Origin of the sequence: Mycolicibacterium novocastrense (assembly GCF_001499835.1) — a bacterium.
Classification (GTDB): Bacteria; Actinomycetota; Actinomycetes; order Mycobacteriales; family Mycobacteriaceae; genus Mycobacterium; species Mycobacterium novocastrense.
In genome coordinates this window covers 14,115-38,139 of the sequence record NZ_LQIH01000027.1, presented here as the reverse complement: position 1 = coordinate 38,139, position 24,025 = coordinate 14,115, and the positions used below count along the sequence as shown (strand labels likewise).

At 66.1% G+C, this 24,025-nt stretch carries 21 protein-coding genes and 1 tRNA gene; 8 read left to right on the top strand and 14 right to left on the bottom strand.

The genetic code is table 11. The features are described from left to right. Positions 1 to 762: an SDR family NAD(P)-dependent oxidoreductase gene (locus tag AU072_RS18815; protein WP_064415210.1), complete on the bottom strand. Its 762-nt coding sequence runs from the start codon at positions 760 to 762 to the stop codon at positions 1 to 3. A gap of 97 nt (positions 763 to 859) precedes the next feature. Here AU072_RS18815 and AU072_RS18810 point away from each other — a divergent pair, with 97 nt between their 5' ends. Both AU072_RS18810 and AU072_RS18805 read left to right on the top strand, forming a co-directional pair. Next, the gene (locus AU072_RS18810; RefSeq protein ID WP_217266026.1) at positions 860 to 1,528 is read left to right on the top strand and encodes a VldE C-terminal domain-containing protein; all 669 of its coding nucleotides are present in this window, start codon (positions 860 to 862) and stop codon (positions 1,526 to 1,528) included. Positions 1,529 to 1,825: 297 nt separating this feature from the next. Continuing rightward, a complete protein-coding gene (locus tag AU072_RS18805; RefSeq protein WP_064415208.1) occupies positions 1,826 to 4,378 on the top strand; it encodes a PE-PPE domain-containing protein in 2,553 nt (850 codons plus the stop codon). A gap of 90 nt (positions 4,379 to 4,468) precedes the next feature. On the opposite strand, the gene AU072_RS28190 is transcribed toward AU072_RS18805, so the two are convergent. Next, positions 4,469 to 4,720 carry a hypothetical protein gene (locus AU072_RS28190; protein ID WP_133147299.1) on the bottom strand — a complete coding sequence of 84 codons (252 nt, stop codon included), beginning with the start codon at positions 4,718 to 4,720 and terminating at the stop codon, positions 4,469 to 4,471. A gap of 228 nt (positions 4,721 to 4,948) precedes the next feature. Here AU072_RS28190 and AU072_RS18800 point away from each other — a divergent pair, with 228 nt between their 5' ends. Then, positions 4,949 to 5,815: a cyclopropane mycolic acid synthase family methyltransferase gene (locus tag AU072_RS18800; RefSeq protein ID WP_064415207.1), complete on the top strand. Its 867-nt coding sequence runs from the start codon at positions 4,949 to 4,951 to the stop codon at positions 5,813 to 5,815. A gap of 9 nt (positions 5,816 to 5,824) precedes the next feature. Here the strand turns inward: AU072_RS18800 and AU072_RS18795 are convergent, their stop codons facing one another. From AU072_RS18795 to AU072_RS18785, 3 genes are read right to left on the bottom strand one after another with little or no spacing between them, the layout of a single operon-like run. After that, positions 5,825 to 6,367, bottom strand: coding sequence for a cupin domain-containing protein (locus tag AU072_RS18795; protein ID WP_064415206.1), 543 nt, complete (start codon positions 6,365 to 6,367; stop codon positions 5,825 to 5,827). Positions 6,368 to 6,378: 11 nt separating this feature from the next. Then, the gene (locus tag AU072_RS18790; protein ID WP_064415205.1) at positions 6,379 to 7,083 is read right to left on the bottom strand and encodes a nitroreductase family protein; all 705 of its coding nucleotides are present in this window, start codon (positions 7,081 to 7,083) and stop codon (positions 6,379 to 6,381) included. 17 nt (positions 7,084 to 7,100) lie between these two features. Further along, complete coding sequence (locus AU072_RS18785; RefSeq protein WP_064415204.1) at positions 7,101 to 7,751, bottom strand: HD domain-containing protein; 651 nt, start codon at positions 7,749 to 7,751, stop codon at positions 7,101 to 7,103. A gap of 92 nt (positions 7,752 to 7,843) precedes the next feature. On the opposite strand from AU072_RS18785, the gene AU072_RS18780 reads away from it, so the two are divergent. After that, positions 7,844 to 8,833: a GlxA family transcriptional regulator gene (locus tag AU072_RS18780; RefSeq protein WP_174523748.1), complete on the top strand. Its 990-nt coding sequence runs from the start codon at positions 7,844 to 7,846 to the stop codon at positions 8,831 to 8,833. Positions 8,834 to 8,837: 4 nt separating this feature from the next. On the opposite strand, the gene AU072_RS18775 is transcribed toward AU072_RS18780, so the two are convergent. The 9 genes from AU072_RS18775 to AU072_RS18735 all read right to left on the bottom strand — a co-directional run bounded on the left by AU072_RS18775 (position 8,838) and on the right by AU072_RS18735 (position 18,672). Continuing rightward, positions 8,838 to 9,257, bottom strand: a complete 420-nt coding sequence (locus AU072_RS18775; protein WP_064415203.1) for a hypothetical protein — start codon at positions 9,255 to 9,257, stop codon at positions 8,838 to 8,840. Between the two features lie 114 nt (positions 9,258 to 9,371). Next, on the bottom strand, positions 9,372 to 10,736 hold the full coding sequence (locus AU072_RS18770) for a hypothetical protein (protein ID WP_064415202.1): 1,365 nt from the start codon (positions 10,734 to 10,736) through the stop codon (positions 9,372 to 9,374). A 142-nt stretch (positions 10,737 to 10,878) separates the two neighbouring features. Beyond that, positions 10,879 to 11,262, bottom strand: a complete 384-nt coding sequence (locus AU072_RS18765; RefSeq protein WP_064415201.1) for a hypothetical protein — start codon at positions 11,260 to 11,262, stop codon at positions 10,879 to 10,881. Positions 11,263 to 11,361: 99 nt separating this feature from the next. Beyond that, a complete protein-coding gene (locus AU072_RS18760; RefSeq protein WP_064415200.1) occupies positions 11,362 to 12,525 on the bottom strand; it encodes a BTAD domain-containing putative transcriptional regulator in 1,164 nt (387 codons plus the stop codon). Positions 12,526 to 12,538: 13 nt separating this feature from the next. Then, positions 12,539 to 14,383, bottom strand: coding sequence for a serine/threonine-protein kinase PknD (locus AU072_RS18755; RefSeq protein ID WP_064415199.1), 1,845 nt, complete (start codon positions 14,381 to 14,383; stop codon positions 12,539 to 12,541). A gap of 119 nt (positions 14,384 to 14,502) precedes the next feature. Continuing rightward, positions 14,503 to 15,567, bottom strand: a complete 1,065-nt coding sequence (locus AU072_RS28645) for an ABC transporter substrate-binding protein (RefSeq protein WP_235629862.1) — start codon at positions 15,565 to 15,567, stop codon at positions 14,503 to 14,505. Between the two features lie 56 nt (positions 15,568 to 15,623). After that, a complete protein-coding gene (locus tag AU072_RS18745; protein ID WP_064415197.1) occupies positions 15,624 to 16,964 on the bottom strand; it encodes a lipase family protein in 1,341 nt (446 codons plus the stop codon). Positions 16,965 to 17,067: 103 nt separating this feature from the next. Next, complete coding sequence (locus AU072_RS18740; protein WP_235629863.1) at positions 17,068 to 18,213, bottom strand: glycosyltransferase 87 family protein; 1,146 nt, start codon at positions 18,211 to 18,213, stop codon at positions 17,068 to 17,070. A gap of 385 nt (positions 18,214 to 18,598) precedes the next feature. Then, positions 18,599 to 18,672: transfer RNA gene (locus tag AU072_RS18735), tRNA-Gly, on the bottom strand. A 45-nt stretch (positions 18,673 to 18,717) separates the two neighbouring features. Here AU072_RS18735 and dcd point away from each other — a divergent pair. The 4 genes from dcd to AU072_RS18715 all read left to right on the top strand — a co-directional run bounded on the left by dcd (position 18,718) and on the right by AU072_RS18715 (position 23,898). Then, positions 18,718 to 19,290, top strand: coding sequence for a dCTP deaminase (gene dcd, locus AU072_RS18730; RefSeq protein ID WP_064346781.1), 573 nt, complete (start codon positions 18,718 to 18,720; stop codon positions 19,288 to 19,290). Positions 19,291 to 19,482: 192 nt separating this feature from the next. Beyond that, positions 19,483 to 21,129, top strand: a complete 1,647-nt coding sequence (locus tag AU072_RS18725; RefSeq protein WP_064415195.1) for a DUF7159 family protein — start codon at positions 19,483 to 19,485, stop codon at positions 21,127 to 21,129. 74 nt (positions 21,130 to 21,203) lie between these two features. Further along, positions 21,204 to 22,541, top strand: coding sequence for a UDP-glucose dehydrogenase family protein (locus tag AU072_RS18720; protein ID WP_064415194.1), 1,338 nt, complete (start codon positions 21,204 to 21,206; stop codon positions 22,539 to 22,541). A gap of 46 nt (positions 22,542 to 22,587) precedes the next feature. After that, positions 22,588 to 23,898, top strand: a complete 1,311-nt coding sequence (locus AU072_RS18715; protein WP_082680810.1) for a cytochrome P450 — start codon at positions 22,588 to 22,590, stop codon at positions 23,896 to 23,898. The last annotated feature ends 127 nt before the right edge of the window (positions 23,899 to 24,025 follow it).

The window sequence follows — 24,025 nt, the reverse complement described above, 5'->3', positions numbered from 1 at the left end:
TCAGGGCCGGAACGTCACCCCGCCGTCAACGCTGATCGTCTGCGCGGTGATGAAGCTGCCGTCGTCGGAGAGCAGCAGCGCGGCCAATGCGGCGACGTCGTTGGGCGTCCCGAACCGGGCCTTGATCATCTGGCGTGCGCGGGTCTGCTCGACGACGCCGTCGGGCATCGGCTGCTCGTCGAATTTGTAGTGCCAGATCAACCCCGGCGCAATCGCGTTGCATCGGATGCCCTTTGGTCCGTACCGGCGCGCGATGTGTCGCATCAGCGCCAGCTCGGCAGCTTTGCTCATGGCATACGACACCCGGGTGCTTGCGCCGTTGTAGGCATCGATCGAAGCGGTGAAGACGATCGAACCGCCGCCGGCCTCGACCATCGCGGGGATGGCGTGCTTGGCGCAGATGACGAAACCGCGGGTGTTGACGCGCATCACCTCGTCGAAGGCTTCCAGGGGAAGCTCCACGACCCCGCCGGGCAGATAGGCGTCCGCGGCATTGGTGAAGTTCACGTGCATGCCGTCGAGGCGACCGAAGGTGTCCACGGCCAGTGCGACCGCCGAGATCACGGACTGCTCATCGGAGCCATCGAGATGCGTCCCGCGGATCCGCTTGCCCGTGGGTTCGATCTCGTCCGTGACGCGTTTCACCAGCTCAGCGTCGATATCCCCGATCACCAGACGGGCTCCCTCGTCGGCGTACCTGCGCGCCAGCCCGTTGCCGATGCCGCCGAGGCCGGCGACGATGATGACCTTGTCTTGGAGCATTCTCGCCACGTCCGGAGATGATCCACCCTGGTCGAGCCCCGTCACAGCCGATCGTCCTGGATTGCGGCGAATGTAACGATTTGATATACAACCCTGCGTGGGTCGGCACTCCGTAGCCAAGAAGCGGCGCACGTCACCGATGGGCGTGGCTGCAGTGCTCGGACCGGCCGCTGTCTTCTTCGCGGTCGGCGGAGACGTCCATCTTGAGGCTCGTCCGGCCCCCGAGAGCAAGCCCGTCGTCGAAGAGGTCGCAGACACCCAACCGTGTTGTCTGGAGATCGTCGCGGCCCCTCCGATAACCCCCGCGGCGGCGATCGGTCATGTCAATCCCGGCGTGGCACCCGACGCCATGGTTGCGGCCGCCCGCTACCGCACTGTCGACCGTTCTCTGCCGGTCGGCATCGCACCCGAGCGCGGCCTCCAGGTGAAGACGATCCTGGCGTCGCGCGCGATCAGCGAGGCTTTCCCCGAGATCAGCAACATCGGCGGTGTGCGCCCGGATTCGCTGAGGTGGCATCCCAACGGCTTGGCGCTCGACGTGATGATCCCCAATCCGGGTAGCGCGGAGGGGATTGCGCTCGGTGACGAGATCGTCTCCTACGTGCTGCGCAACGCGAAACGCTTCGGCTTGCAGGATGCGATCTGGCGCGGCGTGTACTACACGCCAGATGGCGCTCAACGAGGTGGCTACGGCCATTACGACCATGTGCACATCACGACCCATGGCGGCGGATACCCGAGCGGGGACGAGACCTACCTGCGCTGACAAGTGGTCGCGCGTGTGATGCGACGCAGCCGATGCCCGCTTGTGACCAATCTGACAGTTTGCTGAATATCGCCAGCTAGGCGGGCGTGAGCTTCTCACAGCAAACACATCTGACGGTTGTGCCTGGCCTGGCCATTAGTGGCGGCCGGACGCCGCTCGGTTAATATTTCCACCGGTAAATAAGCACACTTACTTTTCAGGGGTGGGATACGAATGCGCACTTGGAGCGCAAAACCGGAGGGGGCTCGGGCCCGGAGGCGCAGGCTCAATCGTGGGAGCGGCAAAAAGCTGGCATTGATGGGTGCCATCGCGACGACGTCGATGGCGATGATCTTGACACCGTCACTGGCTAACGCTGCATCTTCGCAGACCTACTTCGTGGGGTTTCCGGACTGGTTGCCGATCGGTGAGGGGGCCACGCTGCCGAACGATCCGGTCGCGATCAACAACGCCATTGTCGCGGCCAAGGACCGTAATCCGCTGGTGGCCTGGGGTCTGGGTCCCGTGCAGCTGAAGCCGGTATGGGTGAACTGGTACACGCCGGTCAACCCCTTGGACCCGACGGACCCGGGTCAGGAGCAGTACTACACGCCCGGGGAATGGGGCCAGACCGGTTCCCACACGGTCTCGGTCAACGAGCCCAATCCCCTGTATGGCGAGGCGTATGACCGCGCCTACGACGGCGGCTACGAGGTCGCCCGCGCCGCGTACATCGCCAAGGCTTCGGAGGACGCCTCCACCGCGGCGTACAGCAAGAAGTACAACGAGGTGTACACGAAGCGGTACAACGAGCTCACCAAGGGTTGCAAGTACTTCTGCGACAGCGTCAAGAAGCTCGCGGATGCAACCGCGAAGGCGGAGGCAGTCGTCGAGGCCACCAAGGCCGCCACCGCGGCTGCTCAGGCCGCCGCCAAGAACCCCACCGTCGCGGCCGCTGCCGCCGCTGCAGGGCACAGCGCCGGCTTGGCCGCGGCACTGGCCGCCGTGACCAACATTCCCCAGACCATCGAATTCACCACGGAGGTACCGGAATTCGGTTGGAAGGAAGACGGGTACTGGACCACGACCACCTCGGGTCAATGGGTTGCGTCGCCTGACGACGTCGCCGCCTTGCCGACGGTGGGACAGCTCGCCTATCTGGCGCACGCTGTCGAGAGCGGCGATCTCAGTGCTCTTGCGCCCGTGCTGAACTGGACCGCGTACCTCACGAACGTCAACCTGATCGCCTACGGCGACGGGGCGATCGCGGCGGGTCAGGCGTATCAAGCCTTCATCGACAGCGCCAACGGCAACACCCACGAGGGCTACAACCCCTTCGCTGTCGGCGATCCCGAGACCGGTCCGCGCAAAATCCGCCTCACTTTCGGCGACGACAAGGTCACGGTGACGCGGACGGACACCACGAACAATCCGCTCGAGATCCCGCTACCCGGTGACCTCGAATTCCCCGATGCGCCACCGGTGGGCTGGGAGACGGTGCAGGAGGGCGGCGTGATCGATGTGACCCTGCTGTCGCTGCTGCTCGTGAGGAATCCGGGCCGTGCGAACGGTGGCCTCTACTCGCGCTTCGCGCCGATGTACGAAGAGCTCACCGGAGTCAACCCGGTGACGCCCGACCGCCAGGATGTGCTGCCCGAAGGCTTTGATCCGGACCTGATCACCAAGCTGCTCACCGGGAATGCCGGCGACATCACGTTCGACGAACTCGGCAATCTGCAGACCGTGATCGACTCGGTCGACGGAAAACCGATCATCGTGACGGTCAAAGCCGACGTCGGTTGGCAGTATGACCTGCTCTCCGATGCCCCCGCGACCGCCAACCCGATCGCGTGGGCCAACTCGGTTGCGTCGGCGGTGCTCCTGACCAATCTGTTGACCGGAGTCGACTTCGGAAACCTCGGCGCGGGTGGATATGTCGGCCCCGACGGGACGATCTACTACACGCTGCCGGTGGACGAGCTGCCACTGTTGGCGCTGCCTCGGCTGGCCGCGGCCGGCATCGGTCTGGCCACCGGAGAAGACGTCAACACGCCGCTGGCCGATGCGCTCGAGCCGGTTCTCAAGATGCTGGTCAACATCGGATACTCCGACGTGGTGCGAAATGCGGACGGCAGCTACACCCGTTCGCTCGACAAGTTCGGTGAGCCGACGTTGTTCGGCACGCCGACGCTGACGCCGGCCCAGATGGCCATGCTGCCAGGCGATTTCATCCGGCTGCTGGGTTCAGGTGTGGGCGACGAGATGACCGATGTGTTGACGCGCGCGGTGACGCGATTGGTCGAGCAGACGAAGATCGGGCTGACCACCGAGCAGCGCGCTCAACTCAATACGATGCTGGAGGCGCCCGGGTCGATCTTGAAGACCGTCAGTTCCCAATTCGGAGAACAGGTCTCGAGCGTGGCCTCAGAGGTCGAGCGCCAAACACCCGACATGCCGAGGCCGAGCCAGGCCGACCTGGGCGAGCGGCAGCGGCAGGTCGGCCAAGGGCTGGCCACCGTGCGGGATGGGGTCAACGATGCCGTCGGCGGAGTGCGGTCGGCGGTGGAGAATCTCGATCGCGTCGGCACTCGCTCCGGCGAAAGCGACGGCACCGATGGAAGCGGCGCCAGCAGCAGGACCGACGCCGACGGTGGCGCCAACAAGGCGACTCCGGATGCCCGCTACCGCGGCATCAGCAAGGACAATGGGGACGGCGGCGCCAACAAGGTCGAGCCCGGAACCGTGGCCAGGGTGCCGGGATCGAGCGCCGCGAACGCCGACAAGGCCGCTGCCTCGGACGTCACCCAGGCGGGCGACGAGAACGGCGGCAACGACAGCGACAACAAAAGCGACGGAGGGGGCGACGACTAAGGTCGTCTGCCCTCGGGCAGCCCCGGTGCCGGATGGCCCGGGGCCTGTCGTCGTCGCGGACCCGGGGTCGTGACGAGCGGCGCAAGCCTCTCAGTGATGTCCGCCGTCTTGCTGCTGAGTGTCGGCCGGGGCAGGTTGCACGTTGGACACCCCCGGTGCCGCAGGCGACGGCACGCACGTCGGTGTGCCGTCGACAATGGATTCACTTCCGCTGCACGCGGGTTCGGCGACCGATTGCGCAGAGGCGCCGCCCAGCGCGGTGATGACGGAACCCGCGGCGAGCGCGCATCCGAGAACCGCCGCACCGGCGCATCGGCTAACAACTTGTGACAGAACGGGCATCCAGCACCTCCTTCGACAGCCTCGATGAGAATGCTTGGCAAATTCGAGCCGCTCACTGCGAGGCTGAGGCGAGACTATCGCCAATATGCCGTTGGATTCGTGGAATTGACGCGCATTCGTGAACAAACAGTGACAGGCCTTGTACTGATCTTGGTCCGGGGGTTTCATAGAAATTCTTCCGGGACGTCCCCAGCGAATCCCGTTGATCCCCAGAGGCGGGCACCGGTTATGGCCGACAACCTCACACCGCACTTCGAAGAAGTTCAGGCGCACTACGACCTGTCCGACGACTTCTTTCGGCTCTTCCTCGACCCCACCATGACCTACAGCTGCGCGTACTTCGATCGGCAGCGCGACATCCCGCTCGAGCAGGCGCAAATCGCCAAGATGGACCTGTCCCTGGGCAAGCTGGGGTTGAAGCCCGGAATGACGTTGTTGGACGTCGGCTGCGGGTGGGGGAGCACGATGCGCCGGGCCATCGAGAAGTACGACGTGAACGTGATCGGCCTGACGCTGTCGGAACACCAGGCCGCACATGTGCAGAAGATGTTCGACGAGCTGGACACCGAGCGCAGCACGCGGGTGTTGCTACACGGTTGGGAAGAGTTCGACGAGCCCGTCGACCGGATCGTGTCCATCGGGGCGTTCGAACATTTCGGATACGACCGCTACGACGATTTCTTCGCAATGGCCCACCGCGTCATGCCCGATGACGGGGTGATGCTGCTGCACACGATCACCATGTTGACTGCCGAGCAGATCGTCGAGCACGGGCTGGCACTGTCCGACGAGCAGGCGGACTTCAACGAGTTCATCGCCAGGGAGATCTTCCCGGGCGGCCAGTTGCCGGCGATCGAAATGGTCGAGTTCCACGCGGCCAAAATGGGTTTCACGATGACGCGCAGGCAATCGCTGCAGCTGCACTACGCCAGAACCCTCGACCACTGGGCTGCGGCGCTTGAGGCGCACCACACCGAGGCCGTCGAGATCCAGTCCGAAGAGGTTTATCAGCGCTACATGCGGTATCTGACGGGCTGCGCGAAGGCTTTTCGAGACGGCTACATCGACGTCAACCAGTTCACCTTGAGAAAGTGAGCGGCCTCCTCAATGCGTCGTCGGTGACAATCCGTACCGGCGTACCACGTCGTCCAGCCAGTCCGGTGTGCCATAGGTCAGGCCGTATCTGGTTGCGAGCTCAGTGAATTCGGCCGACTCATGCAACGGCGCCCCAGGTGTCACCGCGGCCTGACCCGACATCAGCAGCTCACCCAACTCGCGGAAGTAGTTTTCGAAACCCCCACCGGGGGTGATGACCTCGATGATCCGGCCGGGTTCGGATCCGGCATTCCACATGGCATGCATCTGACCGCGGGGCTTGGTGATGTAACCGCCCGGCCCGAGCACGACCTCGCTGTCGTCCGACCGGAACCCGATCTCGCCGGCGAGCACGTACGAATGCTCGTCCTCGCGGGTGTGCCGATGCGCTGCGGTGATCGCGCCCACCGGGAACGGATGCTCGACGATCGAGACGAGTCCGCCGGTGGTCCGACTGGTCAGCTTGAAAACCGCCCCGAATCCCGGAATGGAAACCACGTCACCGTCGCCGGGTTGCACCACCGTCAGCGCAGCGCCTTTCGTCGTGGCCATAGCGCTACTCCTCAGCTCGCCGCGGCCAGGCTGGCCGCCGTCTCATCTCGAGGTGGCCACAGCGGCTGCGGAACCTCCACGCCGAACGGGTCATCCCAATGGTTGCGCGACGAAACCTCATGCACCGGACGACGATCGGCCGCCACACCCCACTTACCCAGGGGGTAACCGAGGGCCAGCATGGCCGACATCTTCCAGCCCTCGCCCACGGGAACGCTGAGTATCTCGTTTACCCGGTTCTCGAAGTTGCGCAGCACCATCGTCATCACGCCGCCGACACCCTCGGCCCGAGCGGCCAGCAATGCGCTCCAGATCGCCGGGTAGATGTTGGCGCCGCCCAGATCGTCGATGGCATAGACGAACAGCAGCAACGGCACTTCTTCGAAGTGGTCGGCCAGGTAGTTTCCCGACCCCTTCATCCGACGCATCGTCTCCGCGTGCGCCGCGACGTCCGCGCCCGGCGCCGTCGCAACCATCGGCCCGGCCCCGTTCCCGAACTTCGCGTATTCGAGGTCGCGCGCCTGCCGGAACAGATGCGAAAACTGCCGGATGAGTGCGGGATCGTCTACGGCGACGAAATGCCAACGCTGGGTATTGCCTCCGTTCGGTGCGCGAACGGCGGCATCCAGAATGCGGGCCTGCGTCTCGAGCGGAATCGGATCCGGCCGCAATCGGCGCATCATCCTGGTGGTGTACAGCGCTTCGTGGATGTCCATTTCTGTGCTCCTCTCCGCTACTCGGGCCAGCTGTTGTTCAAGATGAGGTCGACGAAGTCCTGCCGCTCGAACGTCGGGTCGAAGTGCGCCAGCACATCGGCGTTCATGGTCCCGAACGTGGTGTCGGGGCGGTGTTTCATGCCGTCGTTGAAGGCCGCGAGGATGCGGTTCTTGAAGTCGGGCCGAGGGTGGGCCGCGGTCACAGCGGCGATGGCCTGCGGCGAGAGCTCTTCCCGACCGATCCCGACGACGTCCGCCTCGACACCGGCAATCACCAGTGCGGTCTCGGGGTCCAGGAATTGCGGCACACCCGGGGTGGTGTGCAAGGCGATGCCCAGCCACACCTTGCGGGCATCGGCTGCGTCGACGCCGCGCTCGAGCAGGAAGTCGCGGGCCGCGTTCGCGCCGTCGACTTCGAAGCGTAGATCGGAGGTGCGGTAGCGCTCGGTGAGCCCGAGATCGTGGAACATCGCGGCCACGTACAACAGCTCGAGGTCGGGTCGCAGGCCCAACCGGTTGCCCCGCAGTGCCCCGAACAGGAACACCCTGCGTGAATGGTCGAACAGCAGGTCGTTTTCGGCGCTGCGGATGTACTCGGTCGCGTCGCGCACCAGCGCGCTGTCGGGGATCGTTATGTCGGCGATCGACTGGATCGATTGGGTACTCATTGTCAGCCTCCTCTGTTGGACTACTACTTCGTTTGAGTCAACGCAGGTCAGGAGCCACGCGCGTACGGTGATTGAGCCGTTCGTCCCACAAAATGCGACACAATGACGGAGTGGTTGCGGGTGCGGGCTCGCGGGTGGTGGTGATCGTCGTCTTCGACGACGTGACCATGCTTGATGTCGCCGGGGCGGGTGAGGTCTTCGCCGAGGCCAATCGATTCGGCGGCGACTACGAGGTCAGGATCGCGTCGGTCGACGGGTGTGACGTGACGACCTCAATCGGAATCCGCATCGGCGTCACCGACACCATCACGTCGATCGAATATGCCGATACCGTCCTGGTTGCGGGCAGCGACACCATTCCTTCTCGGCCTATCGATTCCGCGCTCGTCGAGGCGGTGAAATCGGTGGCGGGTCGAACGCGGCGGTTGGGCTCGATCTGCACAGGGTCATTCATCCTGGCCCAGGCCGGGTTGCTCAGCGGACGGCGCGCGACCACGCACTGGCGCGAAACCCGAAGGCTGGCTAGGGCTTTCCCGGAGATCACCGTTGAGCCTGACGCCCTCTTCGTCCGTGACGGCGACGTCTTCACCTCGGCGGGGGTGTCGTCGGGCATCGACCTCGCGCTCGCGTTGGTGGAACAGGACCATGGTGCCGACCTCGTGCGCGAGGTCGCTCGCTGGTTGGTCGTCTACCTCAAAAGGGCCGGCGGGCAATCGCAGTTCTCTGCGCTCATCGAGTCGAACCCGCCGCCGCAGTCGGCGCTTCGAGTCGTCACCGAGGCGATCGCCGCCAACCCGGCCGCCGACCACAGCGTGAAATCCCTTGCGGTACGGGCATCATTGAGTACGCGTCAGTTGACCCGGCTGTTCCGCGCGGAGCTCGGAATGACGCCCGCCGAATATGTCGAGATGATCCGCATCGACGCCGCCCGTGCGGCACTGGACGCCGGACGCACCGTCACGGACACGGCACACCTCGCCGGGTTCGGCAGTACCGAGACTCTTCGACGTGCGTTCGTCGAACACCTCGGCGTGTCCCCGAAGGCGTACCGCGACAGATTCCGTACCGCGATCCGGGGCTGAGGTGTCAGCTGACCTTTCGCAGTTGGAACGGGCTCTGCGTCACGACGCCGCCCGCACAACCGTAGTTGGAGTCTGAGGAGACGACACCGCCGAGCGTTGTGGGATCGACCGACATCGACACCACGGCCGGTTCATAGCTGCCGTCTTCACAGGTGAGACCTCCGGGCTTGGAGACGGTGAAGTTCCAGCGGCCGCCAGAGTACGTGGCAGGAGTGCGCCATCCCTGATTGCTGGCGACCGTGCCCGTGCAACCGGCAGGCCCGCAGCTCGTCGCGAAGGTCAGCACCAGGATGGAGTCGCCGTCCACTTCGGTGTAGGAGCCGTTGAGCAGCGGAGGATCGGCGGCCGCCGTCGCGGCGAATGCAACGCATGCGGTCGCCGGCAGGGCGACCGCGATTGCCAATGTGCGCAAGGCCTTTGTCATAGTGACTCAGGAATTTACGGCCCCGTCGGGCGAATCCACGGTGGCAGGACACGCAAATGCCCGGTTGTGTCCGTCCCGCCGCAGAATCGAGACCTTCGGAACGAATTTCCGCCGTTACGGCGCCGTCTTGCGTCGACGGCCCGACAGGAGGAAATACAGCACCGCACCGATCGCCAGGCCGCCGGCGACCGCCGCGGCGATGGCCACGGGCTTCACCCACGTATCTTGCGCGGGCGCAGCAGTTTCGCTGCTGCTCAGCTGGACCTGATAACCGGGGAGCGGACCCTGCGACGGCTGGACCAGACCGGGTAGCTGCTGGGTGCTGGTGATCTCGAACAGGCGCTCACCGCCTCCGGTTTTGGTCCAGTGCCCCCACGCGGGAGTCTCCTCGTCGAGAAGCACGCGGTGACCACCGACCGATGGGTCATCGCCGAGATCGGCCAGCGTTTTGACCCGGAACGGCTTCGATTCTCCGTCCTTGTACTTGAGCGCTACGAGCACGTTCTTGAAGGTCGTCGGCGGCTTGGGCTTTGGGGGCGGCGGCTGACCGGGAGCCGGCCGATAGCCGCCGCCGGAGAAGCTGCCAGTCGACACCGTCACCGGCTTGCCCGAGGGGTCCCGGTTCACCGCGGTGAAGCTGTACACGCCCGGACCGGGGGCGGTGAGAACGGCGCGTCCGCTCGGCGGGACATCGAAGACCCGGGTGGTGTTGTTGTAGGGGTAGATGATCTGCAGCGGTGTCTTGTACGGATTGGTGAAGACGGGCCGGAACCAGCGGTCATAGCCGGTCCACCTCGAATTCCATTGCGTCACCGGGCTACTCCACGTCGACGACGTGGTGCTGGTTGTGGTGCTGGTGAACGACTCCAGGGACTCCGTGAGTTCGGTGACCTCCGTCTCTGTCGCCGTCGGCGGATCGACGTCCACCGCCTCGGCGCCGTGCGCCTCGTCGAAGTCCTCCTGCGACACCTCGGCGATGTCGGGGTCGGCGGTGTCGGCCTCGACGGCCGGGTCGGCGAGGTTCGTGTCGGGGTCGCCGGGATCACCCGGGTCCCCTGGGGCGCCCGGGTCACCCGGTGCCTCGCCCGGTCCCGGTTCGTCGGGCGCCTCGACGGGTCCCGGTTCGTCGGGGGCGCCAGCGGGTCCGGGTTCGTCGGGTGCCTCGACGGGTCCCGGTTCGTCGGGTGCCCCTGCAGGTCCGGGTTCGTCGGGAGCGCCGGGCGCGGGTTCCTCTAGGTCGGGAGCCGGCGCCTCCGGTTCGGGAGCCTCGGCAACCGGCTCACCCACGTCCACCGGGCCGGGTTCTTCGACAGGTTCGGCGTAGGAGCCGGAATCATCGACGATCTCGGGTGCGTCACCGTCGTCGTACGGATCCGCCCAAGCGGGCGGCACGGCACCCAGCCACATGGCCGTCGTCACTGCGACTGATGACAAGGCGAGGGCACCGCGCCGGTAGAGGGCGCTTCGAGCTTCGTTCACGTGATCTCCTGGCGCGCGGGTGGGCACAGACTTGCGACCTTGGCAGATTCTTCGCGGCCGTGGCGAGGGACACGCCGCGAAAGGCAAGCCACAGCAAGAACCCGCCGGCCCCATGACTGGGCCGGCGGGTTGGGCGGGGTGGTCAGTGCGCGGTCTTGACCTGTGTCGAGGCGACCTGCATCGGCTGGGGGGCCTGCGAGCCGGTCGCGGGGTCGGCGCCGTCGTTGTGGCCGGGCTTGCCGGTGTAGGGGCCGTGGGGGGTCTTGGGGAAGGTGACGTGCTGTTCGGTCTGGGCGATGCCGGGCGCAGGGACGCCGACTCCGTTGCCGTCGCGGGCCGCGTCGAGTTGCTCGTCGAGCGCCTGGCGGGCGTTGGCGACCGACTGCTGGGCGGTTCCGGTCATCTCGGTGCCCGAGGTGCTCGAGCCGGCGTCGGCGTTGGCGCTTGCCGCGGCGAGGACACCGGCCAGGGCGGCGAGTCCGAAGATGACGAGGGCGGCGGTGGCGGCGATGCGGTTCTTGATCATCTGAGTTCCTTTTCTCGGGGCCATCTGGTGTGGCGTTGAGAAAAGAATGGGGCGCGGTCCTCAATGGAAACTCAATGCGGCGTTCGTGCAGCTCAGCGGTCAGAAAGCCGGTGAGCCACCCGGTGCGATCTCGAAGGTGAACTGGTGCCCGGCGATGTCGATGACGTCGCCGTCACCAAGCGTTGTACTGCCGCGAACCCGCTCGTGCGCCACCACGATGCCGTTGCCGGACCGCAGGTCGTTGATCACGAAGCTGGCGCCGGTGTCGATGATCGTCGCGTGGTACCGGCTGACTTTCGGGTCGTCGATGACGATCGTGTTGTCGGCCCTGCGCCCGATCCCGGTCACCACCGTTTCCAACGGATAGCAGCGTCCGGCGACGTCACGGAGCTGCGCCCGATTGGACCTCGACGAGGCCGTCATGGTGGTCGACATATGGCTCTCGATCATGGTGACGACGTCGGAGGCATCGCTTTGCGCGATTCGCTGGACGTCCAACGGTTCCTGGCGCAGGATCCGCTCGTGCAGCGTGCGTAACGACGGCCCTGGATCGATGCCCAGTTCATCCGACAGCGTCGATCTGACGCGGCGGTACGCCTCAAGGGCATCGGTCTGCCGCTCGGCCAGATAGTAGGCCGTGATCAGCTGCGCCCACAGCGGTTCCCGATACGGATGCTCGCCAACCAGGTCCTCGAGCTCGCTGATCACCGAATCGGAACGCCCACAGGCGATTTCGGATTCAGCGCGTAACACCTGCGCCCCGACTTTGTCCTCTACGAGCGCAGCGGCGAACGGCTCGACGAAGCGGAACTCCCGCAGGTCGTCGAGAACGCTACCGCGCCATTGCGCCAACGCGGCCGACAGCCGGTCGGTGGCCAGCGCGAAACGGCCGGCGGCCGCCGCCTGCGCCCCGGCGGCCTTCTCGGTGTTGAACCGCCCCAGATCACAGGCCGCGTCGGGCACGTTGAGCTGATAGCCCGGCCGGGCACTGGCCAAAATCGCCTTCGGGTCGGCGCCGCCCGAACCGAGCACCTTGCGCAGGTTCGCCACGTAGACGTGCAGGTTGTGTATCGCGTCGGCCTCCGGCATGTCCTCGTCCCAGATCGCCGCGATGATCGAATCGCGCGGCACGGGACGGTTGCGGTTGATCAGCAGCAGCGCCAGCACAGCGCACTGCTTCGGCGTGCCCAACGGCACCGGTTGGCGGTTCACGCTGACACGCAGCGGACCCAGCACACCGAAATCGAGGCCCGACGCAACCATGGGCCCCGTTGTATCAGCCGACCGAGAGCTTGACCACGGGATTGGCGCCCACGTCGGTGACATAGACGTTGCCCGCCGCGTCGACCGCCACCCCCTGAGGGTCGTTGAGCCCCGTGAAGGGCAGCGGAAACGCGGCACTCGTACCGGGCCGCAGCTCGACGATCCCGGCGTTCCCGCGGTCGGTCACGTAGACGTTGCCCTCCGAGTCGACAGCCACACCGTGCGGCTCGTTCACCCCGGCGAACGGTAGTGCAGTGGCCTCCGTCGAGTCCGCCGCCAGCTGCAGCACCCGGTTGTTTCCGGTGTCGGTGACCACCACACCACCTGCCGGACCAACTGCCACGCCGCGGGGATCGTTGAGGTCGGTGAACGGTACCGGACTCGGAGCGGTGGCGCCGCTCGCCAGAAACAACACCCGATTGTTCCCGCGGTCAACGACATAGACGTCGCCGTTGGGCTTGACGGTGATGCCGCGCGGGTCGTTGAGGCCGCTGAACGGCAGCTGGGTCGCCGCAGGTGCGCCGACGGGAAGCCACATCACTCGGTCGTTACCCGAGTCGGTCACGTAGACATCGCCCTTCGCATCCACCGCGATATCTCGTGGATTCTTCAGACCCTCGATCGGCAGCGGGGTCGCCGTCGCTGCGCCGGGCTCCAATCGCATCACCTGGTCGATGCCGATGCCGGTGACGTACGTGGTTCCGTCGGCCTCGACCGCGATTCCTGCTGAGACTCGAAGCCCGTTGAACGGCAACGGTATCTGCGATGAGAAACCTTGACCGACCGGCGTCGGTGCAGTGCTGTCGGCGTCCGACGATTGTCGTCCGACGATCATGACTCCCGCGACCACGACCGCGACCACCGCCACCACGGCCGCGGACATGACGCCGATAGCCTTGCGTGGCAGTCGTTTCCGAATCGGGTCCGAGGCCTTGGGGACGGCGGTGGGGTCGCCCAATGCCGCCCGAGCGGCCAGGGCCAGGTCCTGGACGCTTGCATATCGGTCGTCGGGGTTCTTGGCCATTCCCTTGGCGATCACCGCGTCGAAAGCCGCGGGCACGTCTGCGTCGCTGGCACTGGGCTGCGGCGGGGGAGTGTGGAGGTGATGACCGATCAACCCCTGCACGCCCATGTCGCTGGTGAATGGCGGTCCGCCGGTGAGGCATTCGTAGAGCACACAGGCAAGCGCGTACACGTCTACGCGCGAATGGGTCTTCACGGCTGCGCCGATGGCTTCCGGAGCCATGTAGGCCGCCGTACCGATGGTCTCGCCGGCCTTGGTCAGCGTGGCGTCTCCCGAGGCATGAGCGATGCCGAAGTCGATCAGGTAGGCGAAATCGTTGGTGCACACCAAGATGTTGGAGGGTTTGACGTCGCGATGCACCAAACCCACGTCGTGGGCCGCCTGAAGCGCGCCTGCCACTTGAGTGATGACTGCGACCGCGCGTGCCGGGGCCAGTGCGCCTTCTTGTTTGATCAGCGTCCGAAGGTCCGTGCCGTCCACCAGCCGCATGTTGAGAAAGAGCCGACCGTCCACGTCGCCGAAGTCGTGGATCGGGATGATGTGCGGTTCGGTCAGCTGTGCCACCGCCTCGCACTCCCGCCGGAACCGTTCGCGCGTCTCCTGGTCGTTGGCGGAGTGCTCGGGCAGCACCTTCAGCGCGACCACGCGATTGGTCTGCGAATCACGTGCCCGCCACACCTGGCCCATGCCACCGGCGCCCAGCAGCGACAGCAATCCGTAGCGGCCGAAGTGCCTGGTGGGTTTCTCGTCGCGTTCGACGCGTCCGCGCGGCGGTGTATCGCCGCCGGGGCTCGCGCCTTGTGTGGCGCCGTCGTCTTTGACCGTGTCATCCATAGCGTTGCTGAATCGGCTCTCTCGCGACGGACGCCTCCACGCGCCTATTTAACCAGTCTAAACGTCAACGAGGCGGCAGTTGCGCGATGACGTTTGATGACTTCTGCGGTATCGGCCGACTATTGCGTTGGCATGTTGGCGAGTTCGACGGCCCGGTTCAACGTCTGACGGTCGACCACGTCGGCCGGATTCATGGGTCCGGTGAGGACGTCCGATTCCCTCGCGATGTCGATCATGAACCTCACGCTGTCGTCGGTGAGCCCGCCTCCGTCGGTCCAGAAAGGGTGCTGCTGGATGAGGTCGAACAGCTCTCTGAGTGATTCTTCGGAGGGGGGTGCTTCGACGTATTCGTCGACCGCGCTTCGGAACACGGCGTAGTCGCTTTTCAGCGTCCGCATCGCGCGCAACGTGGTGGCACAGTATCTGGCGGCGAGCTCGCGGTTTTGTGCGAGCCAATCCCCACGGGCGGCCTGGGCTACCTTGATGAAGCCCGGGGCATTGTCATAGAGGGTCGCGATCAACACCGGTTGATTCACCATTGCTTTCGCACCGTCGTACTGCGTGTCGTGTATGACCGTCGCGTCCAGCTGGCCTGCGACCCACTCATCGAGTCGGAGGCGGGAGCTTTCGAGGACCACCGGATTCGGAATCTCGTGGACGTCGCGGTGTTCGCCGATGCCGCTCAGCAGCGCGTTGAGCACGATGGCGCCGGAGCCACCCGGGCTGTCGATGCCCACCCGCGTCGATGGTTCGAACAGCTGGCCGGCGTTGTTCACACCGTTGGCGCCGGCAAGGACGAAGTCGTCCATGCTGACGTAGGGGCAGAACATCTTGACGTCTTCGCCGTGCTCACGCGCATCCAGGATCGCGGACACCGACGTCGCCAGGACCTGGGCTTCGTTGTCGCGCAAGGTCTGTACCGCGTCGGTGTGGGTGTCGTACTGGATGATGTTGCGCTCGGTACTGAGGGCCAGCCCGAAGTCGGGGCCGTAGCGGCTTACGCCGTAGACCAGCGGGATCTGGGACGGATGTGGTTGTGAACCCAGCACGATTCGCAGCGACTCCCCGGTGCTTGGCGCGCCGGGTTGGGCTACGGCGGAGGTGCAGCCCGCGAGCGAGAGCACACTGGCGGTACCGACGGCGATCAAGCACATCGCATGGCGTCGAGCGCTCTTGGGTGGCATGGGTCTCCTCGTTGTAGGTTGCGCTGACCGTACGCGACGAGGACCGGGTTCGTTGGTTACTGAGCATCCGTCGTCGACAGCGGTTGGCGTTCGACGGAGCGCCCGAGGGCAACCTTTGCGGTGATGATGCCCAACTTGGCCATGCCCAAGTACGTCGACGGGTTGAACAAGGTCGGCCACATGGTGCGCGTTCTGTGTTCGTCGACCGGCCGTTCGGTGAAGCGATCGCGCAGCCACCTCAGCGTCATGGGCGCCGACAGCGGGTGCAAGAGCAGGTGACCGCAGAATCGATCGCGGTGGTAGGTGACTGCGGCGCCCATGCGTTCATACTCGGCCACCAAGGCATCGACGTCGTCAACGCTGATGATCCCGTCGTGCACCGCCTGCACGACGAGCACAGGGGGCTTGGGCCTGGACTTGCCGAGCTTGGTCTCGTCGAAGATGTGGCGCACCTCGGGCAGGTCCCACAACTCGTCGGCCGTCATGTCGACGTACGACCCGATGTCGACATTGCGCAACTGCCAAACGGCCTGCGCTGTCGTCATTGTCTGCAACTTTTCGAGCAAGGCCTTGCCCTCGTCGGTTGCGTGCTCGTTGACGACGTTTTGTGCGCCTGGGAAGACTTGGATCAACGCGGAGATCATCAGCGCGGCCAGACCGGCGAAGAAGCTGCCGTTGAGGCGGCGCGCCACACTCCCTGGGTCGCCGACAGGTGAACCCAGCACGGCGCCAACGATATTGAGCTCCGGCGCATAGCGCTCACACAGCTCGGCCGCCCACGCCGAGGCCAAGCCTCCCCCCGAATAACCCCAGAGACCCACCGGTGCGGACGGCGCCAATTCCAGGCGCTCGCACCGCATCGCGGCACGCAGGCCGTCCAGAATCCGGTAGCCGGGTTCGACGGGAGCACCCCACATGCCGTGACAGCCTTCGTGGTCCGGTACGCAAACCGCCCAGCCTTCGGCCAGCGCGGCGATCACCAACAAGTACTCGGCTTGGACGAACGCACCGATCGGTCGCGCGCCTCGCCTCATGGCGAACGAGGGGAAACATCGCGACGCGACGGCATCGATCGCGCACTGGTAGGAGAGGATCGGGCAAGCGACGTCCGACTCGCGCTGTGACGGGACGAGCACCGTCGTCACGGCGACTTCCGGTTCTTCGTGCAGATTCGTCGTCCGGTACAGCAGCTGAGTGGCTTTCACTCGTTGGCTGACGAGACCGAGAAATCCGATCTCCACGTCGCGGGATCGCAACACCGTGCCCGGGTCCGCGTGCTCGTAACCCTGTGGTGCTCGGTAGAACGGGTCGTCATCCGGTGGGAGCGGAGGTTCGCCGCGGCGCAGCTCGTGGTGCGGCGGAGTTGCTTCCTTGACTGGCGTGGATGAGTTGTCCATGGGTGTGACGGCCCCCTCGGCGTTTTATTGACAGCGCGCGCGTCGCCGCCGCCCGGGGGATGCATTACCCGCGGTAGCGGGCTGCCAACCGTCCGTCAGCCGATCAACGCTGCTGAGCTCGCATTTGGCCGACAGCGTGTCCTGCCATTCCGTCAATGCCGATCGTTGGGGCCGGCAGGTGCTGTCGTCCCCGCCAGATCGTGTACACGCTGCAGATGAGAACGATGCAAAGGGCGAAAAGATAAGCCGCCGGAAGAAGCTGATCCCACGTTCCCGGGTGGCGCAGGGACATCAGGCCTGCCTGTGGAGGCGAGCTTCTCGATGCGATGAACCACCCCCCGAAGGCCGCAGCAAGCGTCCACATGGCCAGCACCGCGACGCGCGAGCGATGCACGAAGCCGAGAACCCCGAGGTGAACAAGGAGCGGCGCGAACCACACCCAGTGGTGGCTCCAGCTGAAAGGCGACACGGCGGCCGAGGTCATGCCCGCGATGGCGACGCCCAAGAGCAATTGACCCCGGCGCCACGCCACCGCGGCGATCGCGATGGCGAAGATCGCGAGGATGACTCCGGCCGCGCTCTCCCACCGCGTCGCCCAGTCCAGGCGCGCGAGGAGTCCGGTCAAACTGGTATTCGCCAGGGGGTCACTGGAGATCCGTCGTACATCCTGAAACCGCCCCCGCAGCCAGAACTCGTTCGAATCGGCGGGTAGTGCTACGAACCCGACCGCGACGGTCGCAACGAAGGTCAAGCCAGCGATGACTGCCTCGCGACGCCGCCCGGTTGCGACGAGGAAGACGATGAAGAGCGCGGGTGTCAGTTTGATCCCGGCGGCGATCCCGATTCCGATTCCGGTCCACCTGCGGGGCGGTTGCGTCAGCACATCGGCCAGGACGATAGCCATGATGAGCAAATTGATCTGGCCGAGCTGCAGCGAAAGACGGACAGGCTCGAGCCAGATGATCGGAGCCGTCAAAAGCGCCGTCAACCCCCACAAACCGGTCGCGGTCGTGATTCCTGCAGCACTGAGCATCCGGCGGACGATGTAGCCCACGGCGGCCACGTTCAGCAGAAGGCCAACGGCGAGAATGGCAGGCTGGCCCAACCCGATCAGTGGGAGGAAGCACAGAGCGGCGAACGGCGTGTAGGCGAACAGCATCGTGTTCGAATTTCCGGTCATCCCCACCGAATACAGGTCTTGACCATCCCAGACGCGAAGCGCTCCGAACCGGTAGACCTGCAGGTCCACCTGGCTGATCAGGCTGGGCCACCGAAGGTATGCGGCCACGTACAGCGCCAACCCAACCACTAGGACGACCGGCCCCACCACACGGACCGCTGGAGAGACGGGGCGAGCGACGGGATTGGCCTGCACGATTAGGCGACTCCTACATCAGTGCCGTATTCGTTGCCCGGACATTTCTTTCGGGCGGACATCGCGGGCAATCCTGATAGCGCCTCACTGTGGACCGGGGATGAAGCATTCTCGGTCGGCGCTGTTTCGAACGGCCCCCGGACGTCTGTTCCCGCCGCGGTGTTCGGCAAACGGTTTTGGAGTAATTGATGCCCGTCACACCCGTAGTTCAGATTCAAGGGCATCGGCAGACGCGACTATGCCGACGAGTGTGGGTTCGTGGAGCCGGTGACGGGAATCGAACCCGCGTTCTCAGCTTGGGAAGCTGATGTTCTGCCATTGAACTACACCGGCCTGTTTGAGCACGAAGGCTAACATCCGAGCCGCTAGGCTCGTCGGGTGCTGCTCTCCGACCGCGACATCCGCGCCGAGATCGCTGCCGAGCGACTGGGGCTCGATCCCTTCGACGACTCCCTGGTTCAGCCGTCCAGCATCGACGTCCGCCTCGACAACCTGTTCCGCGTCTTCAACAACACGCGCTACACCCACATCGACCCGGCCAAGCAGCAGGACGAGCTGACCACCCTGGTCCAAGCCGACCCGGGTGAGCCCTTCGTGCTGCACCCCGGCGAGTTCGTGCTCGGCTCGACATTGGAACTGTGCACTCTGCCCGACGACCTGGCGGGCCGGCTGGAAGGCAAGTCGTCGCTGGGCCGTCTGGGTCTGTTGACGCACTCCACCGCGGGGTTCATCGACCCCGGGTTCTCCGGGCACATCACCCTCGAGTTGTCGAACGTCGCGAATCTGCCGATCACGCTGTGGCCCGGAATGAAGATCGGCCAGCTGTGCCTGCTGCGGCTGACCAGCCCCGCCGAGCACCCTTACGGCAGCGCGCGCGTCGGCTCGAAGTATCAGGGCCAACGCGGCCCGACCCCGTCGCGGTCGTACCAGAACTTCATCAAGTCCAGTTGAACCGCTCGGCGCGGACGGCCGTTGACACGAGTAGGGTCGAGATACCAACGTCGGCAGCATCGACCCGAGCAAATGTCGGTGGAGGCGTAACGCCTGTGCTGCTCACGGCGATGAACTACTAGTCGCCGACCTGTGCGTGGCGAGATGCCGATCGGCGATCCAGGCTTGGTAGCAAACGTTTTTGGAGGGGCAGTGGACATCGTTCTGGGTGTGTCGATGACACCTACGACGGTCCGCATGGTGCTGGTCGAAGGCGAGATGGCCGACGGGGCCACCGTCGACCATGACGTCTTCGAGGTCAGCGGAAGTGACGGCTCAGCAACATCGGGTGCCGCCGCCCAGGTGGTGGACGCCGTACTCGGCACCAAGGAGAGCGCCGAGGCGGGTGGCCATGATCTGAAGGCCATCGGCGTCACGTGGAGCGATCACGCCGAGGCCGCGCAGCTGCGTGATGCGCTCGCCGCCCGCGATATCGACGACGTCATGCTCGTCTCCGACGGGCACGCCGCGGCCGCACTCGCCCAGGCCGTCGGGCGGGCGGTCGGATACGAGACCACCGCACTGCTGTTCATCGACCGCGACACCGCGACGTTGTCGGTTGTGCAGACCGACGACGGGTCCGTGGTCAAGGTGCTCGCCAGTAGCCTGCACAGCCAGGACGCGATGGCGGTGCTCGCCGACATGGCCGCCGCCGTCGATGCCCAGGACAACGCGCCGCAGGGCATGTTCGTGATCGGATCGGGCGTCGACGTGAGCTCGGTGAAGAGCCATCTCGAGCATCTGGTGAGCCTGCCGGTGCACGCGCCCGACGAGCCGGAGATGGCGCTGGCGCGTGGTGCGGCGCTGGCCGCCGCGGCCGCGCCCCCGTTGGAGGCCTCGACCGTCGGACTCGCGTACTCCCAGGACCCCGACGGCACCACCGCGGGTTCGGTGTACGCCGGGCTCGCCGGCGCGGAAACCCAGCTAGCCCCCGCCGGCGGTGACGGCGCCTACATCGGCGACTACGCGTCGCGGACCGACCTGTCCGCCGCGGCCAACGAGGACCGCAAGCCCTTCCTGCTCGTTGGTAGCGCGATGGCGTCGATCTTCGTGGTCGGCGTTGTCGCGCTCGTGATCTCGCTCGCGGTCAGTATCCGGCCGACCGCCGACCAGCGGCCGAGCCCGGGGCAGAGCGCGATCGTGCCCAGCAGCATTGCACCCGCTCCACCGCCGCCGCCGACCGAACAGGCGCAGCCGGTTCAGGCGCCCCCGCCCCCGAAGGCGGAGACCATCAAGGCGCCCGTTCCTGTCGTCCAGCAGCAGCCTGCTCCGCAGGCACCGCCGCGGACGGTTTACGTCGAGGCGCCACCACCCGCGCCGCAAGCCCCGCCGCCCGCGCCTGCGCCCGCGGCACCGCCGCCTGCACCGGCACCCGTGGCTCCGGCGCCCGTCGCTCCGGCTCCGGTTCCGGTGTACGTACCGCCGGTGATCGCACCGCCGCAGTACTACCCGCGACCGCAGAACCCGTGGACCCCGCCGAGATGGACGCCCAAGGTGCCGAGCTGGACACCACCGTGGCGGGACGCGCCCGAGGAGCCCGAGCTGCCCAGGCCTCAGCTGCCGCCGTGGCAAAACGGCTCCGGCAGTGGCTCCGGCAGCTACCCCGGTAGCGGATCGGGCGGTTACCCGGGCAGTGGCTCGGGCCGCTATCCCGGTAGCGGCTCGGGTGGGTCCAGTGACAGCGGATCCTCCCGCGGGCCGGGCTCGGGAGGGTCGAGTGACGGCGGATCCTCCCGCGGGCCGGGCTCGGATGGATCGAGTCGCGGCGGGTCGAACTGCTTCCTGGGGTTCTGCCGCTAGCTCGTAACCTGCCGTTGGCCGCGCGATCAGTGTCACGTAGCGGTTAGCTCATCGGGGCTGCATATCAAGGCGGTATGCGGTGCACCGTTTTCGGCACGGGATATCTGGGAGCCACCCACGCGGCGGGTATGGCCGAGTTGGGCCACGAGGTGCTCGGCGTCGACGTCGATACCGGCAAGGTCGCCAAACTCGCAGCGGGCGAAACCCCGTTCTACGAGCCCGGCCTGCGGAAAGTATTGAGCGACAACATATCCGCTGGACGCTTGAAGTTCACCACCGACTACGACGCCGCGGGCGGGTTCGCCGACCTGCACTTCCTCGCCGTCGGTACGCCCCAGAAAAAGGGGGAGTTCGCCGCCGATCTGCGTCATGTCCACGCCGTCATCGACATGCTGGTTCCGCGGCTGCGCCGGTCGGCCGTCATCGTCGGCAAGTCCACGGTGCCGGTCGGTACCGCCGCCGAACTCGGGAACCGGGCGCGCGCGTTGGTGCCGACTGGAGTCGACGTCGAGTTGGCCTGGAACCCGGAGTTCCTGCGCGAGGGCTTCGCCGTGCATGACACGCTGCATCCCGATCGGATTGTGCTTGGCGTACAACCGAATTCGTGTGCCGCCGAGGCGGCGATCCGGGAACTGTACGCCCGGCTGCTGGATCAGCGGGTCCCCCTGCTGGTCACCGATCTGCAGACCGCCGAGCTGGTCAAGGTGTCGGCCAACGCTTTTCTCGCCACGAAGATCTCGTTCATCAACGCGATTTCCGAAGTCTGCGAGGCCGTCGACGCCGACGTGACGCTTCTCGCCGATGCGTTGGGGTATGACCCGCGGATCGGGCGCCGCTTCCTCAACGCCGGACTGGGTTTCGGAGGCGGTTGCCTGCCCAAAGACATTCGCGCGTTCATGGCCCGCGCCGGTGAACTCGGCGCCAACCATGCCCTGACGTTCCTGCGCGAGGTGGACGCCATCAACATGCGGCGGCGCAGCAGGATGGTGGAACTGGCGACCCTCGCGTGCGGAGGATCGCTGCTCGGCGCCAACATCGCGATTCTGGGGGCCGCGTTCAAGCCCGAGTCCGACGACGTGCGCGACTCGCCGGCTCTCAACGTGGCCGGAATGCTGCAACTCAAGGGCGCCACCGTCACCGTCTACGACCCGAAGGCGATGGACAACTCCCGCCGCCAGTTTCCGACGCTGACCTATTCGACGTCGGCCGCCGAAGCGTGTGACCGGGCCGATGCCGTACTGGTGCTCACCGAATGGCGCGAGTTCATCGAATTGGACCCCGCCGATCTCGCCGGTGCGGTACGCGCGAAAGTTGTTGTCGACGGCCGCAATTGCCTCGACATCGACCGTTGGACGCAAGCCGGCTGGCAGATCCACTGCCTGGGCAGGGGCGTGACGCCTCAGAATCGGTAGGCTCGGCCGCGTGGAACCGATTCGTCCGGCGCGGCACGGCGGACCCATCCGTCACCGAATCCGCTGGCTTGCGGTGCACGGGTTCGTGCGCGGTGCCTCGAAGCTGCTCGCCCGCCGCGGCGATCCCCAGGGCCGGATGATCGCCGATCCGACCGTTCGAGCCGACCCGGTCGCGTTCGCCGACGATCTGCGCGCGCGGGGGCCGGTGGTGGAGGCCGCCATCGTGCACCTCACCGTCGACCACGCGATCGCCAACGACCTGCTGAGAAGCGATGACTTCGAGGTTCTGCCGATCGGCTCCAACCTGCCCAAACCGGTGCAATGGGTGGCGAACCGCACCAAAACCGACCTGCTCCATCCCCTTGAGCCGCCGTCGATGTTGGCGGTTGAACCCCCGGACCACACCCGGTACCGAAAGCTGGTGTCGTCGGTGTTCACCCCCAGAGCCGTTGCCGCGCTGAGGGACCGGGTGCAGGAGACCGCCGAATCGCTGCTCGACGAACTCGCGGGCGCCGGCACCGTCGACATCGTCGACCGCTACTGCGCCCAGCTACCGGTCGCGGTGATCGGTGACATCCTCGGCGTTCCCGACGCCGACAGGTCACGCGTCCTGGAGTTCGGCGAGCGCGGGGCGGCGAGCCTCGACATCGGCCTGACCTGGCCGCAGTACCGCACCGTGTACCGCAGCGTGGTCGGCTTCAACGATTGGCTGTCCGGGCACCTCGAAGCGCTGCGACGCAACCCCGGTGACGACCTGATGAGCCAGCTGATCGCGGCGTCCGACGAGGGTGCCCGGCTCAACCAGCAGGAACTGATGGCTACCGCAGGCCTCGTGCTGGCCGCGGGGTTCGAGACGACGGTCAACCTGCTGAGCAACGGGATCCGGATGCTGCTCGATCACCCGCAGCATCTCGAGACCCTGGCGCAGCGGCCCGAGCTGTGGCCGACCGCCGTGGAGGAGATCCTGCGCCTGGACCCGCCGGTGCAGCTCACCGCGCGCAGGGCGACGAAGCACACCGAGATCGCGGGCTGCCGGATCCCCCGCGGCAGGGTCGTGCTCATCTACATCGCCGGCGCCAACCGCGACCCCAACGTGTTCGACGACCCGGACCGCTTCGACCTCGAACGCGAGAACGCCGGAAGACACCTGTCGTTCTCCGGTGGCAGGCATTTCTGCCTCGGATCTGCTTTGGCCCGCGCTGAGGGCGAGGTAGGGCTGCGGGCGTTCTTCGAGCGTTTCCCCGGCGCGCGACTGGCAGGTGAGGGCAGCAGGCGTGAGACGCGGGTGCTGCGGGGGTGGGCGTCGCTGCCGATTGCCCTGGGGACCGCTGGAGCGCCACCTCGCCGGACTGCGTGAGCGCGGCCTCGATCCCGAGGAAATCGTCGCGGCCAGTAAGGGTGTGCGATTGTCGAAGATCGAAGATCCCGACGGCAACGAGATCGGCCTTATCGGGGGCTTCCGCGTCGAGTATTGAGTAGGTTCG